Here is a 16,406-nt window from a genome sequence, read left to right as displayed (position 1 = left end):
AGCACTCTGGACGACAACCCCTGAGGTGTTTCCATGGCTCACGTACCGCAAGATCGGGTCGACGAGGAAGCACCTCGGGATACCCGCCCTGAACCGCCCATCAAAAGCATGCCCCAAGCAGATATCGCGCTCAGGGGACTCTACGAGATATCGAAGGTGCTGACCGCCCCCACCGAGCTGGAGATTACGCTCGCCAATGTCGTGAACATCCTGCCTTCGTTTCTGCAGATGCGTCACGGAGCAATCGTCGTCCTGGACGCTGAAGGAGAGCCGGAGATTGCCGCAACTGCCGGCAACATCCACGCACCTCAATCAGGCACTCGCCGCGTCATACCACAGGCCATAACAGATCAAATCGTCGCTACGGGGACGCCGCTGTTCATACCGGACGTCCGCAAGTCCCAACTATTTCAGGCTGACCTTCAAACGTCTTCGAGCAGCGGGACCATCCCAATTGCCTTTATCGGTATCCCGCTAAAGGCTGATCATAAGATCCTTGGGACATTGTCGATCGACCGCGCCGGAGACGGCGTCACCGACTTTCGCGACGACGAGGACACATACTTCCTGACGATGGTCGCCAACCTTGTCGGCCGGACCATCCGTATCCATCGCACCCTGAGTACAGATCGTCAGCGGTCTGTCCATGAACAATGGAGACCGGAGAAATCGCCCAACGAGGGGAGGACCTACGACCCTGCCCGGCATGCGGATGCCAAAATCGACGGGATCATCGGGGAAAGCCCCGCACTCAAGCAGGTGCTCGAAACCGTCTCGGTCGTAGCAGGGACCAATTCCACCGTGCTTCTGCGGGGTGAAAGCGGCACCGGCAAGGAATTCTTTGCGCAAGCCATCCATAAGCTCTCACGTCGGAGGAAGAAGTCTTTCGTCAAATTGAACTGCGCCGCACTGTCTGAAAGCGTTCTGGAGTCAGAACTGTTTGGGCATGAAAAGGGCGCTTTCACGGGTGCTATCTCCCAGCGCGCCGGTCGTTTTGAATTGGCAAATGAGGGAACGCTGCTACTTGATGAAATCGGCGAGATTTCGCCGGCCTTTCAAGCCAAGCTGTTGCGTGTCTTGCAGGAAGGCGAGTTGGAGCGAGTCGGCGGCACCAAAACGCTACAGGTCGACGTGCGCCTCATATGCGCCACCAACAAGGACCTCGAGACGGCCGTCATAAAAGGGGAGTTCAGGGCCGACCTTTATTACCGCATCAATGTGGTGCCAATTATCCTGCCTCCGCTCAGAGAGCGACCCGGCGATATTCCACGCCTTGCGAACGCGTTCCTCAACCGATTCAACAAGGAGAACGATCGCGCACTTGCCTTCGCGCCGTCGGCGCTTGACCTGATCTCGCAATGCTACTTCCCTGGTAACATCCGCGAGCTGGAGAACTGCGTCCAAAGGACGGCCACACTTGCGCGTTCAAGGACGATCACGCCATCCGATTTCGCCTGTAAGAAGAGCCAGTGCCTTTCCTGGCTCCTCTGGAAGCGAGCCGACCGCTCGAATGGCGGCAATGCCATCGACGATCTCGCACGGTTCAACGAAGTGCCCGTCGGATTGCGGCTGCCGGCCAGTCGCATCGGTGCCTCCGCAGGCAAGGTATCTCCCCTTGCGGCGGGCGATCCGAACGATCCCGCTTGTCCCCCGCGTCTGACGGAACGCGACCGGCTGATCGACGCGATGGACAAGGCCGGTTGGGTTCAGGCCAGGGCGGCTCGTATCCTCGGCCTCACGCCGCGGCAAATCGGCTACGCGCTGCGCCGGCATGGTATCGAGGTGAAGAAATTCTAGACGTCGTGATGACGTCAAACGTAAGCCCGGAGTAGTCTCCCTCACACTCTGCGCGCCCAAGGCTGGTAGCCTTCGCGACCCGATTTGCTTGTCCACTGTCGGAAGCCCGACAAAGGTGTGTCGGAGCAATCCCACGGAATCCGACACGAAAGCCAATTCGTGAACCAAAACCGCTCTTTGAGCTGGCATAGCTCTTGCGGTTTGAACTGCGACATTCACCAGCAACGGAGCCGTTCGATGTCCGCACCGGCAATTTCGCTTGAGAGCCTCAGCACGACATTCGATGACGAGTTGCTTGCCACCGTGCAAGCCGGTGGCTGCGCGTCTTCGTCCTGCGGCTCGTCGATAAAGCCGGACGACACGGATCCGGCTATCTGGGAGAAGATCAAGGATCACCCCTGCTTTTCAGAAGAGGCGCATCACTATTTCGCGCGCATGCACGTCGCGGTCGCGCCCGGCTGCAATATCCAGTGCAACTACTGCAATCGCAAATATAACTGCGCCAACGAAAGCCGGCCTGGGGTGGTCTCCGAAAAGCTGACGCCCGACCAGGCGCTACGCAAGGTGATCGCGGTCGCCAACGAGGTGCCGCAGCTTTCCGTGGTCGGCATCGCCGGACCTGGCGATGCGTGTTACGATTGGAAGAAGACGAAGGCAACGTTCGAACGAGTCGCCAGGGAAATCCCAGACATCAAGTTTTGCATCTCCACGAATGGGCTCGCGCTGCCGGACCATGTCGATGAGCTTGCCGACATGAATGTCGATCACGTGACGATCACCATCAACATGGTCGACCCTGAGGTCGGTGCAAAGATCTATCCTTGGATCTTTTACGACCATCGCCGCTACGTCGGCATCGAAGCCGCCCGGATCCTGCACGAGCGCCAGATGTTGGGTCTGGAGATGCTGACCGCGCGCGGCATCCTCACCAAAATCAATTCGGTGATGATCCCCGGCGTGAACGATGAGCATCTGATCGAGGTGAATAGATGGGTCAAGGAGCGAGGCGCGTTCCTGCACAACCTCATGCCGCTGATTTCGGACCCGGCGCACGGCACGCACTACGGACTGAGCGGGCAACGCGGCCCAAACGCAATGGACATGAAGGCTCTTCAGGATCGTGTCGAAGGCGGCGCCCAGTTGATGCGCCACTGCCGGCAGTGCCGGGCAGATGCCGTCGGCCTGCTCGGAGAGGATCGTGGCCAGGAATTCACAGTCGACCGGATTCCCGGCGAGGTCACCTACGATGCCAGCAATCGCAAGGCCTATCGGGAGCTGGTCGCGGAGGAGCGCCGTGATCACGTGGCGGCTAGGAGAGAAGCGATCGGATTGGTCAAGGCAGCGAGCCCGGGCAAGTCCCTTCTCTTCGCGGTGGCGACCAAGGGCGGCGGCCGCGTCAATGAACATTTCGGCCATGCGAAGGAATTCCAGGTTTATCAAGCCTCGCCGAGAGGGATCAGTTTTGTCGGGCATCGGAAGGTGGAGCAGTATTGCCTCGGCGGCTGGGGCGGAGAAGCCGCCCTCGATGGCGTCATCGCAGCGCTTGAAGGCATAGATATCGTGCTGTGCGCCAAGATCGGAAACTGCCCGCAGGATCAGCTCGCCGACGCTGGAATCCAAGCCACCGACGCATATGCCCACGACTATCTCGAGACCGCAATCAGCGCGATTTACGCGGCCGCGTCTGGGACCCCCGCACTCGCGGCGACGGCCTGAGCGCGTCTCATCCATTCGGACCAGGAGTTAAAATGGCTTTCAAGATCATCGCATCCCAATGTACCCAATGCGGCGCCTGCGAATTCGAGTGTCCCTCCGGCGCGATCAAGTTCAAAGGCGAGAGCTATGTGATCGAGCCGCAAAAGTGCACCGAATGCGAGGGGGTCTTCGATGCGCAGCAATGTGCCTCGGTATGCCCGGTGCCGAACACCTGCGTTCCTGCGTGACGGACATTGGGCCGCCGACATGGTCGGGGATGCCTTCGCAGGACACCTGGAACGCCTTTGTTCACAATCTGCAGCCTCAAGAGAAATCAGGGAACGGACATGTCGCTCGGACGCGAAGAGGAGGTCGAAATCCGCAGGCCTCCACGATTCATGCCGGGAGAGCGGGTACGTGCCACTCGCCACATAAAGAATGACGGCACCTATCCTGGCAGGGAGATCGGCGAAAATCTCGTGCGGAAGGGCGACGAGGGATATGTGCGCGACATTGGCACCTTTCTCCAGCAGTTCTTCATCTATGCGGTCGAATGGATCGACCGTGGCACAGTCGTCGGCATGCGAGCGCGTGAACTGATGAGCCTCGACAAAGCCGAGGTGCCCTGCAGTGCTGATAGCAATACCAATGAAGGGACGGCCAGATGAAAGTCATCATCCGCAGGACCGATGCTGGCTTGTCGGCGTATGTCCCGAAGAAGGACCTCGAAGAGCCGATCATCAAGCTCGAGAAGGAAGAGTTGTGGGGCGGAACTGTGACGCTCAGGAACGGGTGGCGGCTCCTCCTACCCGATCTTCCACGGGATACGCGTCTGCCGATCACCGTCGAGGCAAGGAAGGTTTCCGAAGAGGACTGATGCTGCCCGTTCATAAGGTGCGTCGCGAGGAAACGAGCATGAACACCATCCTGACATCGGGCCACCTGGTCATCGTGCGGGACAGTTTTGCCGAAAAGCTGCTTGACCTGGCGAAGGAAGCGCTCGCCGCCGATCAGGTGATCCCCTATCTCGGTCCGGGTCTTCTTGGGTTCAACTGTGCGGAACCGCCTGTGCCGCATACGCCCGAGGTCGTTGCCGCGGCACTCAATGCACGGGCGCCAGCCCCTTCCAGGATCCGCACCAATATGTGGTCGGTTGCGCAGTTCATCGAACAGCGCCGGCATCGCCGGACGCTTCAAGCTTGGATGACCGACTTATTCGCAGCGCCGGTGGCGCCTACCCTCCTCCACGCCTGGCTCGCAAGGCTGCCGCTCTCCCTCATCGTCGACAGCTGGTACGACGGCGCGATGCGCACGGCTCTCGTAGAGACCGGCCGAACGGACGTCGTTGAGATACAAGGCGTCACGCGGGCGAACGAAATCGGTGACATTTGGACGAAAACCTACGATTTGTCCGGGAGGGAACTCGACCCCCGATCGGGGGCAAAGACGGTTCTCTATACACCTCACGGGAGTATTGGGCCGGCGCAAAACTTTCTCGTCGCAGATTCCGACTATGTCGAAGTCCTGACCGAAATCGATATCCAGTCACCGATCCCAGACGTGGTGAAGGAACGGCGCATCACCCGTGGATTTTTCTTCGTTGGCTGCCGCTTCAACGATCAGATGCTGCGCACCTACGCCAGGCAGATCATGAAGCGCTCCCGAGGTCCACATTGCGCGGTAATGGACGCGGAAACGCTGACCAGAAACGAAGCGCGTTTCCTTGCGGCAAGCGGAATCACGGTGATCGACATGCCAGTAAGTGAAGCCGCGGCTCGGCTTATAGGAACGGGCACTGCTGCAGGTGGTGGACAGGATTAACAATGGCGGGCCCCTTTGATGATTGGTCCTTCGGCTTGCCTCGAAGGCGCAAAATGCAGTCGGGAATACACCCGTGAGCAGTGATGCTATCAGCAGCGCAACGAACGCTCTGAATTCGTTGACCGATGTGGAAGCGGCGCGCTGGGGCCGGGATTTGAGTACGCTGTTGCGCATCACGCGTATGAATTTGCGGCATCCCTGGCAGGTCGCCTTCGCTATGGGCTCGACGATCATGGCGGCAATCCTCCAGTTGCTCATTCCCCAGCTTCTCGGCCGGGCTGTCGACCAGACCCAGACAGCCATCGGGGGCGGTGTCGCGGGAACCGCAGCAGGACAAGCGCTCTGGACCCCGGCTCTCCTGCTGCTCGCCGTCAGCGCACTACGCGGCCTTTTCACGATGGCGCAGAACTATTTTGCTGAAGCCGTCGGGCATCATGTCGCGTACGAACTGCGGCTCGCCTACTACGACAAGATCCAGCGTCTCAGCTTTTCCTTTCACGACCGGGTCCATTCAGGCGATCTGATCACCATCGGAATGCTCGATCTCCAAGGCGTGCGGATGTATTTTTCCACCGCGCTCGTTCGCGTGGTCCTGCTCACCATGCTGATCGGGATCGGCGCCTACATGATGATCTCGACCGATCCCATGCTCGGCCTGGTCGCGCTGAGCTTCGTGCCTTTTGTCGCCTGGCGCTCATCGGCCACACAGCTTAGGCTGCGCGCCACCTGGCTCGACCTGCATGAGCGGCTTTCGGTACTAAGCCGCGTGATGGAGGAAAATCTCGCAGGCATCCGCGTGGTCCGCGCTTTTGCGGCTCAAGCCTATGAGATGCTGAAGTTCGACGGCGCTTCCAAGAACGCGCTCGACCTCGCCCACGACCGAGTTGACATCTACGTGCCCAGCACGTCGGCGATGACCTTGTCCTTCTTTTTCGCAATGGGATTGGTGCTCTGGATCGGTGGCAGCAAGCTCGTCGCTGGCGAGATAAGCGTCGGAACGGTGGCGACCTTCCTGACCTTCATGACAATCCTGCAAATGCCAGTCCGCCAGATCGGCCTCATGGTCAATGCCTTTGCCCGCGCTTCTAGCTGCGGTTCGCGGCTTTTCGGTCTCCTCGACCAGGAGATCACAATCAGGGATGCTCTCGAGGCCAGACCGCTCGAGATAAGCGACGGCACTCTGCGCTTCCACAATGTCTCGTTTGCGTACCCCAGCGCCGAAAACCGCGCCATTCTGAAGAACGTCAGCTTTGAGGCCCGTAGAGGCGAGACGATCGCGATCGTCGGTCCGCCGGGTTCGGGCAAATCGACGATAGCTCATCTGGTCCCCCGCTTTTATGACGTGACCGGTGGCGCCATCACGCTGGACGGCCAGGACATACGCAATGTCACCCTCGCGACGCTTCGCAAGGCGGTCGCCGTCGTACAGCAGGATGCATTCCTATTCACCACTACGATAGAGAACAACATCGCTTATGGCGATCCCTGGGCGAAGAGACAGCGAATCGAACGCGCTGGCGAATTCGCCCAGCTCCACAACTACATCCTCGGGCTCCCAGCGGGCTACGAGACGGTCGTGGGCGAACGCGGCGTCTCTCTCTCTGGCGGCCAGCGCCAGCGTCTCACGATTGCTCGCACCATGATGCTGCGCCCCTCCGTCGTCGTTTTCGACGACTCAACGGCCGCGATCGATGCCGGCACCGAGCAGCGCATCCGCGCGGCGATGCGGCGCTTCGCCAAGGATCGGGTGACGATCATCATCGCGCACCGGCTGAGTGCGCTTGTGCATGCCGATCAGATCCTTTTTGTCGATAACGGCGAAATCGTAGAACGCGGCACGCATCAAGAGCTTTTGGCGAAGCGGGGACGCTACAGGGCCCTTTACGATCTCCAGACGCGCCCGGGTGATGACAATATGACCCAGTATGGGGGCGCCCGCTGATGGCGCAGGGCCGCGCCGGCGAAGTCGAAGCCGAACGTGACGACGGTAGACGCCCTCCGCGCGCGGTTGTCGGCTCGCACCGCATCGAGGAGGAGATGTTCGGCCGGGCTTTCGACAAGAGCATCCTCCGGCGCATCTGGGCTTTCGTCCGTCCCTATCGGGCCAGGGTAGTCATCACGATTGCAGCAATGCTGATCTTCACCGGGACGCAGCTTCTCATCCCGTTGATCATCCGCTACGCGCTCGACCAGGGCATGAACCCGGCAAGGACCGATCGCTCAGCCCAGCTCGCGGCCGTCGGCGCGTTCGTTTTGGCGATTTTGGTCAATTTCGCTGCCGGCTACATGCAGGAAACCGTGGTTGGGAAAGTGGCCGAAACTGTCCTGTTCGACATCCGCCGCGCCATGTTTGGCCATCTGCAGAAGGTTTCGCTCTCCTTCATGGACAAGACCGAGGTCGGACGCCTCATGTCGCGCCTGCAAGGCGACGTCAACTCCATACAGGAATTCCTCGAAACCTCGGTATATTCCGTAGGCGATGTTGCGCTTCTCTTCGGCATCGTTTTCCTAATGCTGTGGCTCGACTTCCGCCTCGGCCTCCTGACGCTCTCGGTTCTGCCGGTCCTGGTGATCGTCCGCATTGTCTGGCTGCCGCGTGCCCGCGACGCCTTCATGGCCGCACACGAGACTAATTCCGTCGTCAACGGCGCGCTGGCCGAAGCCATTCACGGCGTGCGCACCGTCCAGTCAATGGACCGCCAGCAGGTGAATTTCATCCTTTTTGACGACAACGCCCATGCCAACCTCAGGACCCACCTGATCGCTGCCAAATATGCACTGGTCATGGTGCCTATCGTCGATGGCCTCACCGGCCTCGCCATGGCCGCCGTTATTGTGGTCGGCGGCTCGATGGTCCTGAATGGCCGCATAGATGTGGGCGTATTGGTTGCCTACCTATTTTACATCCAGCGCTTCTTTGACCCGATCCGCTCACTCACCCTGCAATATTCGGTCATGCAGCGCGCCATGGCCTCAGGCAAGCGCCTGGCCGATGTGCTCGACGTCAAGATCGATGTTCAGGACAAACCCAATGCCGAGGTGCTTTCGCCCGAAATGGACGGCTCGGTCGAGTTCAGGGACGTCACCTTCGGCTACAATCCGAACCGTTCGGTGCTGAAAAATGTTTCCTTCCGGGTCAATCCCGGCGAGACGGTCGCACTGGTCGGGCCGAGCGGTTCTGGCAAATCGAGTGCGATGGCCCTGGTCCACCGCTTCTATGATGTTCAGCAGGGCCAAGTGCTGGTCGGTGGATATGATGTGCGCGATCTCACTCAGGAATCGCTCGGCCGCCAGGTCGCCATGGTGCTGCAGGAGCCATTCCTGTTCACCGGGACGGTCTTCGAGAACATTCGATACCACAAGACAGAGGCCACGCGAGACAAGGTGATCGAGGCGGCCAAGGCGGTCGGCGCCCACGACTTCATCATGAGCCTCGCCGATGGGTATGAGACCCAACTTGGCGAACGCGGCGACAACTTATCTCTCGGCCAGCGCCAGCTTATCAGTTTCGCCCGCGCCCTCGTCGCCGACGCCAAGATCCTCGTGCTCGACGAAGCTACCGCCAACATCGACAGCTACACGGAAATGCAGATTCAGAAGGCTCTGATAAAGCTGCTTGAAGGCCGTACTGGCCTCGTGATCGCCCACCGTCTTGCCACGATCCGGGGTTCCGACCGCATCATCGTGCTTCAGAATGGCCAAGTTATTGCGGCTGGCAACCACGATCAGCTAATAGCCACGGGGGGCCTCTATTCCAAACTCTACAATCTCAACTACGCCTCCTTTGACGATATTCCAGAACACGATACGACCGTACAAGCCGGCTCCCAGACCTGACGTCTTGGCGGCCTTGTGGTACTGACATTGACCTCGGGCGTGCCGGCGGACACTCAGGCCGCCGCAGACGAGGAAGCAGGCAGCATTCATGCAAAGCACTCGCGCGGATCGTGAAGACCGGCTGCGAACGATTTCCTCCAGCGTCGTTATCCGACCGCGGTGCACGCCGCGACATCGGCGAACTCGCTCCAGGTGGTGTCGCTCGGGGTAGCAAAGCCGCTCGCGAGCGCGCCCTCAACAGCGCCGTAGCGAGTGACGGCTTTGCTACCGCCGAGCCGCTGATGAAGCTGGATGCGGGAGCCGCCACCGGCGCCGCCCCGGTCGAGAAGAACCTCTTGCGGCGGGCTATGGGCAACGACTAGCGCGAGCGCGACGAGCAGATGCGTGCCGGCATCGTGACGCGCTCGGCCATCATCTCCTTAGGATCGTGCAGTCTCACACCGTGCCCAGATGCCGGCCAACGCACAAATCTGGTAATCTGTGCCGCCGGCTCGTCGTCAGTTTGGCCTCCCTCACGATTTCCCAATCCCCACCACGTGCACGCTCGAGCAATGTGAGGGAGCGCTGTTACAACGATTTACCTTCGGATCAGACCGCGAATTTCATGGTCAGCCAAGTCGAGCCATGATTTCGGATTGAATGGTCGTCGCGGTGTACAGGGAAGCATCTAGCGGCAGATTTCCAAATGCCAGTTGACAAAGCAGGTAGTTGGCACCTGCCTCTTCCAACTGATCTAACAGAGCTTTTCGCACAGATTCTGCTGATCCTACCACACACAATTCACGCTCTATTGCCGCATCGAAGGTCAGCGGCAGGTTTGGTGGAGTCGGGATGGCATTAAGGTCGTAAAGGAATTGGAAGCTCTTGAGCCATCGATCGTAAGCAGGTGCCGCGATCGAATACGCGTCTGTTTCAGAACGCCCAACCACGACCATGCGGAGCAATCCAATAAATGGCGCTTGATCGCCCGCGCCAGCGTTGTCCTCTCGATAGGCGCGGAACGCATCAGTAGTTTTGCGAACAGAAGAGGAAGGTCCTACACACGCGATATTTGCTCCATTCGCAGCGGCCCAGGCTGCGGACTCGGGTCGATTGGCAGCGACCCATGTCGGCGGATGTGGACGCTGATGAGGTCTTAGCGTCAAGGGAACGTCATTGAGCTCAAAATGATGGCCTTGATAGCACAGCGTGCCGACCTTCATCGCATTAACAAGTATTTCAATAAGAATTTCGCTGGCTTCCGCATAGCGGCCCGGCACCGCGTCCGCACCAATCCCGAAGTAACCCAATTCGATCGGGAGAGCACCGCGCCCTATGCCCAGTTCGAGCCTGCCACCGCTCAACTGGTCCAGCATACAGATCTCTTCGAACGCACGCAGCGGATGATAAAGGGCAAGCAGCATCACCAAGGGTCCGAGACGCAGGCGCCGGGTGCGCTGGGCGACGCTCGATAAGAACAGATTCGGCGATGGACCTCTCCCATGGGGGGTACAGTGGTGCTCTGCGAGATGATAGGCATAGAACCCTAGCTGATCGCACGCCTCTGCTAATATCAGGCGATCTTCGTACTGCCGGGCGATATCGCGGCCGTCCTCGTCCAGATGATCGAAGATGCCGAAGGCTAGGTTTGAAGGAAAGACGTTTGTCACTCGATATTGTCCCCGATTTTAAAGCAGGCTGTTCTCTTGCTGGGATGACCAAGCAAGCCGAAAGATAGCAGTGTGTGATCTCGGATTAGCGTCAGCGTACCGAACAAGCAGAGCCTGACGCTCCCCTGCCCGCGGTGCTTGGTATGTTTAAGCTTCCAACTATATCGCGAGCGGCAGCAACAAATGCATCCAATTGCTCTTTTGTGCCGATGCTGACGCGGATGCAATGTTCCAAACCATTGTCCGGAAAGTAGGCAACGAGTATCTTTTGCCTTTCCAAGGCTGCTTGCCACCATGAGCCGTCCTGTCCCGCTGGCACACGGGCTAGCAAGAAATTAGCGTGGGAGGGCGTTACGGAAAATCCAAGTTGCGACAGTGCGGCTGTCACTCGCTGTCGTTCATGTCTGATGTGCTTGTGGTTCTCTGCGTAGGCGCCGCGATGCGCAAGCACGCTGATACCAACCGCATGCCCGATCACGTTCATGTTGAAGACGTTCTGGATGTTGCGCAGCCTGCCAATAATCTCAGGGTGACCAAAACCGAAACCGACGCGAATGCCGGCGGCGGCATAGCTCTTCGAAAATGTTCTCAAGATCAGAAGGTTCGAATAACGGTTGATGAGGCGCAGCCCGTGATCGGGTGCAAAGTCGACGTAGGCCTCATCAAGGACGACCAGGCGATCCGATTGTGCCACGAGGCGTTCGATATTGCTTATCGAGAGGAATGTTCCGGTCGGATTGTTTGGATTGGCCACCAGAATGAACTTGGCGTCTTTTGCCGGACCGGAAAGCAATTGCTCCATTGGCAGCGCATGAGTTTGACATCCGATCTCGAGAAACTCAGCACCATGCAACATGGCAAGTTTGCGGTTGAACGAAAACCCTGGCGATATCATCGCCACCTTGTCGCCAGGGGCGAGGAAAGCTCTGTAGATGAGTCCGAGCAGTTCAGACGACCCGTTGCCTGCGATGACCTGATCCGTGGATACGCCATAGGTATTGGACGCTGCTTCCCTCAAGCTGATGTTATCGTCGTCCGGATACAGATACTGGCGCTGGAGGGCCGCCACTGCACTTTGCATTATGATTGGCGGCAACGGAAACGGGTTCTCATTCGTATTCAGCTTGACAAAACTTCTGTCCGGCGCTGGTCCGTTGGACGGCAGAGCATCTAACTGTCGCGTCCCTTGCGGAAGAGACGAAAGCACAGCTTGCAGTTTTGGATCGGACATATTTTATCTCCGTTTCAGTCGCACAGGGCATCCGTATGAGCTCGCAACGAGAGCAACATGGCAGACGGATTGACGATGGCAGCGTCGCCTTTCACAAGATGGTCGCAACGCCGGCTGCCACGGGAATTCGGCCAGGCTGTCCTCGGTCGGATTGACTTGACGCGGACGCGGATCTGCATCCCTGCGCGGGCCAAGCCGCTAAGCGGTCTCAGCTAATCCGGCTGAGTCATGCTTTCACAGACGCTTGACCTCGATGCCGTATTTTCTCAGCACGTAGCCAATCTGGCGCGGGGTCAGTCCAAGCAGGCGCGCCGCCTTTGCCTGCACCCAGCCACATCTTTCCATGGCAGCAATGACGCGCTCGGCGTCGGTGGTCCTCGCGCCCAATGAGTGGGTTGCTCCGGCAGGCGGGACTGTGGTGGCGGCCGAACGAGCGGCCGCATCCGGCGGCGTGGCCGGATTCACTGCCTCTGGGAGGATTGGCGCTGGTTGCAGCGCGGCCTTGCCCGATCTGCTCTTCCGCAGCGCCTCGGCAAAGCATTGGTCATGGGAGCACGCAAAGTCGTTTCTCCCGATTGATAGTCCCTCCGCCAGGATCGCTGTCCGGTGCACGCAATTTTCAAGCTCGCGAATGTTGCCGGGAAATTCACATTTCATCAGTACTTCAATCGCACGCGCATCGAAGGTCAGCGTACGGCCGTTCTCATCGTTGAAATTCTTGAGAAACTCAGCTGCGAGGAGCGGAATATCGCTGCGCCTTTGGCGTAATGCCGGCACCAGCAAGGGAACCACGTTGATGCGATAATATAGGTCGGCGCGGAACTCATTCCTTGCAACCGCCTCTTCAAGGTTCCTGTTCGTGGCGGCAATCACGCGAACGTCGACCTTGATGGTCTGGTTGCTGCCGACGCGCTCAAACTCCTGCTCCTGCAGCACGCGCAGTAGCTTTGCCTGGAAGGAGGCCGAGATCTCGCCGATCTCATCCAGAAACAACGTCCCCTTGTCGGCGAGCTCAAAGCGACCCTTGCGGGAATTGAACGCGCTTGTGAAGGCACCCTTCTCATGACCGAACAATTCGGATTCCAGGACTGTCTCTGGCAGCGCTGCACAATTGAGTTTGATGAAGGGCCGCTTGGCGCGCGGCGACAACTCGTGAATTGCCTTGGCGACCAGCTCCTTCCCGGTACCGGATTCGCCTCGCAACAGAACCGTGGTCTTTGCCTTGGCTACCACTGCGATCTTCTCGAGCAGCGCGCTTAGCGCCGGACTGTCGCCAATCATTCCCTTGACGTGAACCTTCTTGCGCTGCGGTGCAGGGTGCTTGACATCAGAGAATTGCGTTTGCAGCCGATCTTCCACCTCTGTCGGTCGTTCGCGGTCGCCCGCGGAGAAGCGGTGCAACTTGACTGTCTGTGCCACCATGTTGGCGATCATGGTGAGCAGCCGGACATCATAATCGAGCCGATACGTTGACCTGCTGTCCAAGGCGCGGTCGATAGTCAGCGTGCCTACGGCGTTCCCATCAACACGAATAGGAACGCCGATGAACGACACGGGGTCGGAGGCCCCAAGCACCTCTATGTCAGCGGCAGTGAAGGCCGAATGCACCGCTATGTTCTCGGCGACGAGCGGCGTGTCCGTCGTCACAATCCGATCGATTGCCTTGCGCGGCAGACGCATCCGGGAGCGCTCATCGCTGTTCTCGTCGCAGCCGGTGACTACGGTGATGTCCAGTATGCCCTCAGCGTCGAAGAGAGCGATGATGCCGTGCCGCATCTGCACAAACGAGGGCAGGAGATCGACGACCTTGGCCAACGTGACTTCGAGCCGGGCGGGGTCGGTGAGTACTTTCGATATTTCGAAGATGCCGGTAAGCGCGTGCTCGTGCGATGGCACAAAAGGGACCGCGGTGTTCGTCTCGGACTTTGGGTAAGCCCTTTTCGCATCCGGAAGCGAAATGCGGCACTCGCTGGCATTTTGTTCTGATTTGGGAATGTTGTGGTGCATGTGATCCTCGATCTCGCGCCATCAAATGAATGCCGGCGGCATGTGCGCCCGTGACGTCGCGGGCAAGCGCGAAAATGCTCTGACGTGAACTCGTGCCCCGGCGTGTGGTCGAGTGCAAAGCGGGTCGACCCCTGACGCATCGCTTGGCTCTCCCTCCACGAAGCTTGGCTACGTTCTCGGCTTGCACCGGGGCAACCACACGTTGATTCAAAAGACTGGAGCGAGGCGGGATAGTCAATCGAGCTTTCTTTCATTCGTGAAAGGAAACCTCGCGGCCTATGATAGAATTCATCAGTTCTAATTTTTGTCGGCGATGTTGAACGACAGAAATACGGCGCCGGCGATGCGGTTCCCGAGCGGCTGACCGCCCAGAGTGTAAATTGCCGGGCCGCGCCATTGACCAGCGCCTGCGAACCAGGGGCGGGAGCGATAATCACTGCCGACGACACTGGTCGGCGGCAACCGCCATTTTCTCGATATTGATGACGCAGATAAGGCGGCGGCGTCGCGTGTGAAGGCGCGAAGCTGGCGGTCGAGCGCGGCTTTCTCGGCGGTGCTCGGAACTTCTGAACCGCATCGTCGCGGTCAGCACCAGCGGCGTCAATCTCTACGTCTCGACGTCGCTTTCAAGCTGTCGCTGCAGCGGGAGCGCGGCAAAGAGCACGGCAATTCTCCCTGGTGCCAGCGATGCGGCCCTTCCCAAAGTCGGCAAACCGAGGGGCCCACCACGATGTGCAGCAAAACCGCACGCCAGAGAGATCGACCGGCAATCTGCCGGAGAACATCAAGGGCGTGCTGGACGGCGGCCTTGTCATTCCCGTCTTGTGCCACCGGACTCATCCCATCATTGGCGAGCCCAACGTCAGTTCAGGTCATGCGGATCCATTTGGCATGGGTATTGCGGCGGCGTTGGTGCAGCGTTCGACCGGAGCGCCGCGATAGGGAGAAGCCCGGGAGAAGTCACGCCACCTCGATCCGGTCAGGGAGAGAGAAACAGTGTCAGCTGCACAAGTCCGCGGCGCGAGTCCCGCGCCCCGCAAACCCTTCTATGCCAAGCTTTACGCGCAGGTGCTTGCTGCCATCGCCCTCGGCGTCGCAATTGGCTATTTCTATCCGGGGACCGGCGAGAGCCTGAAGCCGCTGGGTGATGCCTTCATCAAGCTGGTCAAGATGATCATCGCGCCTGTCATCTTCCTGACAATTGCGACCGGCATTGCCGGCATGAACGATCTTCACAAGGTCGGCCGGGTCGCCGGCAAGGCAATGGTCTATTTCCTCACCTTCTCGACGCTCGCGCTGATCGTCGGCCTCATCGTCGCCAATGTCGTCCGGCCTGGCACCGGCCTCAACATCGATCCGGCCTCGCTCGATGTCCAGGCCGTGAATACCTACGCCGCAAAGGCCCACGAGCAGTCGGTCACCGGCTTCCTGATGAACATCATCCCGCCAACGATTGTCGGTGCCTTCGCGGAAGGCGACATCCTGCAGGTCCTGTTCTTCTCGGTTCTGTTCGGCATGGCGCTGGCGACGGCCGGAGAGACGGGCAAGCCTGTCGTTTGCTTTCTTCAGGTGCTCATCGCGCCTGTCTTCAAGCTCGTTGGCATTCTGATGAAGGCTGCGCCGATCGGCGCTTTCGGCGCAATGGCGTTCACCATCGGCAGATATGGCATCGGTTCGGTCGTCAATCTCGCGATGCTGGTCGCGACGTTCTATTTCACCGCCTTCCTCTTCGTGTTCGGGGTTCTCGGCGCGGTCTGCCGCTACAACGGCTTTTCGATCTTTTCTCTCATTCGCTACATCAAGGAAGAGCTACTGCTTGTCCTCGCAACGTCCTCCTCGGAGGCCGCGCTTCCCTCGCTCATGCAGAAGATGGAGAAGGCGGGCGCCAGGCGTTCGGTTGTGGGTCTCGTCATCCCGGCCGGATATTCGTTCAATCTGGACGGCACCAATATCTACATGACGCTGGCGGCCCTCTTCATCGCGCAGGCGACGAACACGGATCTGTCAATCGGCGATCAGGTGCTGCTGCTGCTCGTTGCGATGCTTTCCTCCAAGGGCGCTGCAGGTGTGACAGGTGCGGGCTTCATCACCCTGGCTGCTACGCTCGCCGTAGTTCCGAGTGTTCCCGTTGCTGGGATGGCACTGATACTCGGCATCGACCGCTTCATGTCCGAATGCCGGGCGCTGACGAATTGCGTTGGTAACGCAGTGGCATCCCTCGTCGTCGCCCGCTGGGAAGGAGAATTGGACCAAGCGCAGATGAAAGCCGCCTTCTGCGGTCATCAGCTTGCCGAGGCATCAAACCGGCTATCCTCCGCCGATTAAGGGCGACGCACCGCGACCGGTTTCGCCAAGCTGGTCACATGACC

14 protein-coding genes are annotated in these 16,406 nt (G+C 59.3%); 11 read left to right on the top strand and 3 right to left on the bottom strand.

Going from position 1 to position 16,406, the window contains the following annotated elements; all coding sequences use genetic code 11:
- The first annotated feature begins 33 nt into the window (after positions 1–33).
- The 9 genes from nifA (NKH04_RS26650) (at position 34) to NKH04_RS26610 (ending at position 9,512) form a co-directional block, all read left to right on the top strand.
- Positions 34–1,797 (top strand): nif-specific transcriptional activator NifA, encoded by a 1,764-nt coding sequence (gene nifA / locus NKH04_RS26650; protein ID WP_353045214.1) that lies wholly within the window; start codon positions 34–36, stop codon positions 1,795–1,797.
- 237 nt (positions 1,798–2,034) lie between these two features.
- Positions 2,035–3,513, top strand: a complete 1,479-nt coding sequence (gene nifB / locus NKH04_RS26645) for a nitrogenase cofactor biosynthesis protein NifB (protein WP_352937929.1) — start codon at positions 2,035–2,037, stop codon at positions 3,511–3,513.
- Between the two features lie 32 nt (positions 3,514–3,545).
- Complete coding sequence (locus NKH04_RS26640) at positions 3,546–3,740, top strand: 4Fe-4S dicluster domain-containing protein (protein ID WP_353045213.1); 195 nt, start codon at positions 3,546–3,548, stop codon at positions 3,738–3,740.
- 99 nt (positions 3,741–3,839) lie between these two features.
- The gene (locus NKH04_RS26635; protein WP_352450751.1) at positions 3,840–4,160 is read left to right on the top strand and encodes a nitrogen fixation protein NifZ; all 321 of its coding nucleotides are present in this window, start codon (positions 3,840–3,842) and stop codon (positions 4,158–4,160) included.
- Positions 4,157–4,369: a putative nitrogen fixation protein NifT gene (gene nifT, locus NKH04_RS26630; RefSeq protein WP_353045212.1), complete on the top strand. Its 213-nt coding sequence runs from the start codon at positions 4,157–4,159 to the stop codon at positions 4,367–4,369. The genes NKH04_RS26635 and nifT overlap by 4 nt, the downstream gene beginning before the upstream one ends.
- Positions 4,370–4,407: 38 nt before the next feature.
- Positions 4,408–5,313: an SIR2 family NAD-dependent protein deacylase gene (locus tag NKH04_RS26625; RefSeq protein ID WP_352937927.1), complete on the top strand. Its 906-nt coding sequence runs from the start codon at positions 4,408–4,410 to the stop codon at positions 5,311–5,313.
- Between the two features lie 73 nt (positions 5,314–5,386).
- The gene (locus NKH04_RS26620) at positions 5,387–7,255 is read left to right on the top strand and encodes an ABC transporter ATP-binding protein (protein WP_353045211.1); all 1,869 of its coding nucleotides are present in this window, start codon (positions 5,387–5,389) and stop codon (positions 7,253–7,255) included.
- On the top strand, positions 7,255–9,150 hold the full coding sequence (locus NKH04_RS26615; RefSeq protein WP_353045210.1) for an ABC transporter ATP-binding protein: 1,896 nt from the start codon (positions 7,255–7,257) through the stop codon (positions 9,148–9,150). Before NKH04_RS26620 ends, NKH04_RS26615 begins: the two co-directional genes overlap by 1 nt.
- Before the next feature lie 110 nt (positions 9,151–9,260).
- The gene (locus tag NKH04_RS26610) at positions 9,261–9,512 is read left to right on the top strand and encodes a hypothetical protein (protein WP_353045209.1); all 252 of its coding nucleotides are present in this window, start codon (positions 9,261–9,263) and stop codon (positions 9,510–9,512) included.
- 246 nt (positions 9,513–9,758) lie between these two features.
- Here NKH04_RS26610 and NKH04_RS26605 read toward each other — a convergent pair whose 3' ends face one another.
- From NKH04_RS26605 to nifA (NKH04_RS26595), 3 genes are all read right to left on the bottom strand, one after another.
- Positions 9,759–10,799, bottom strand: a complete 1,041-nt coding sequence (locus NKH04_RS26605) for an LLM class flavin-dependent oxidoreductase (RefSeq protein ID WP_353045208.1) — start codon at positions 10,797–10,799, stop codon at positions 9,759–9,761.
- A 91-nt stretch (positions 10,800–10,890) separates the two neighbouring features.
- The gene (gene hisC / locus NKH04_RS26600) at positions 10,891–12,030 is read right to left on the bottom strand and encodes a histidinol-phosphate transaminase (protein WP_353045207.1); all 1,140 of its coding nucleotides are present in this window, start codon (positions 12,028–12,030) and stop codon (positions 10,891–10,893) included.
- A gap of 234 nt (positions 12,031–12,264) precedes the next feature.
- Complete coding sequence (nifA, locus tag NKH04_RS26595; protein ID WP_353038409.1) at positions 12,265–14,037, bottom strand: nif-specific transcriptional activator NifA; 1,773 nt, start codon at positions 14,035–14,037, stop codon at positions 12,265–12,267.
- Between the two features lie 732 nt (positions 14,038–14,769).
- Here nifA (NKH04_RS26595) and NKH04_RS26590 point away from each other — a divergent pair.
- Entirely contained in the window at positions 14,770–14,979 is a 210-nt protein-coding gene (locus tag NKH04_RS26590) for a hypothetical protein (RefSeq protein ID WP_353045206.1), read from the top strand.
- A 54-nt stretch (positions 14,980–15,033) separates the two neighbouring features.
- Positions 15,034–16,362 carry a dicarboxylate/amino acid:cation symporter gene (locus NKH04_RS26585; RefSeq protein WP_353045205.1) on the top strand — a complete coding sequence of 443 codons (1,329 nt, stop codon included), beginning with the start codon at positions 15,034–15,036 and terminating at the stop codon, positions 16,360–16,362.
- Positions 16,363–16,406: the final 44 nt, after the last annotated feature.

It is taken from the genome of Mesorhizobium sp. M1365 (genome assembly GCF_040317865.1).
Lineage (GTDB): Bacteria > Pseudomonadota > Alphaproteobacteria > Rhizobiales > Rhizobiaceae > Mesorhizobium.
This window is presented reverse-complemented; position numbering and strand designations above follow the sequence as displayed.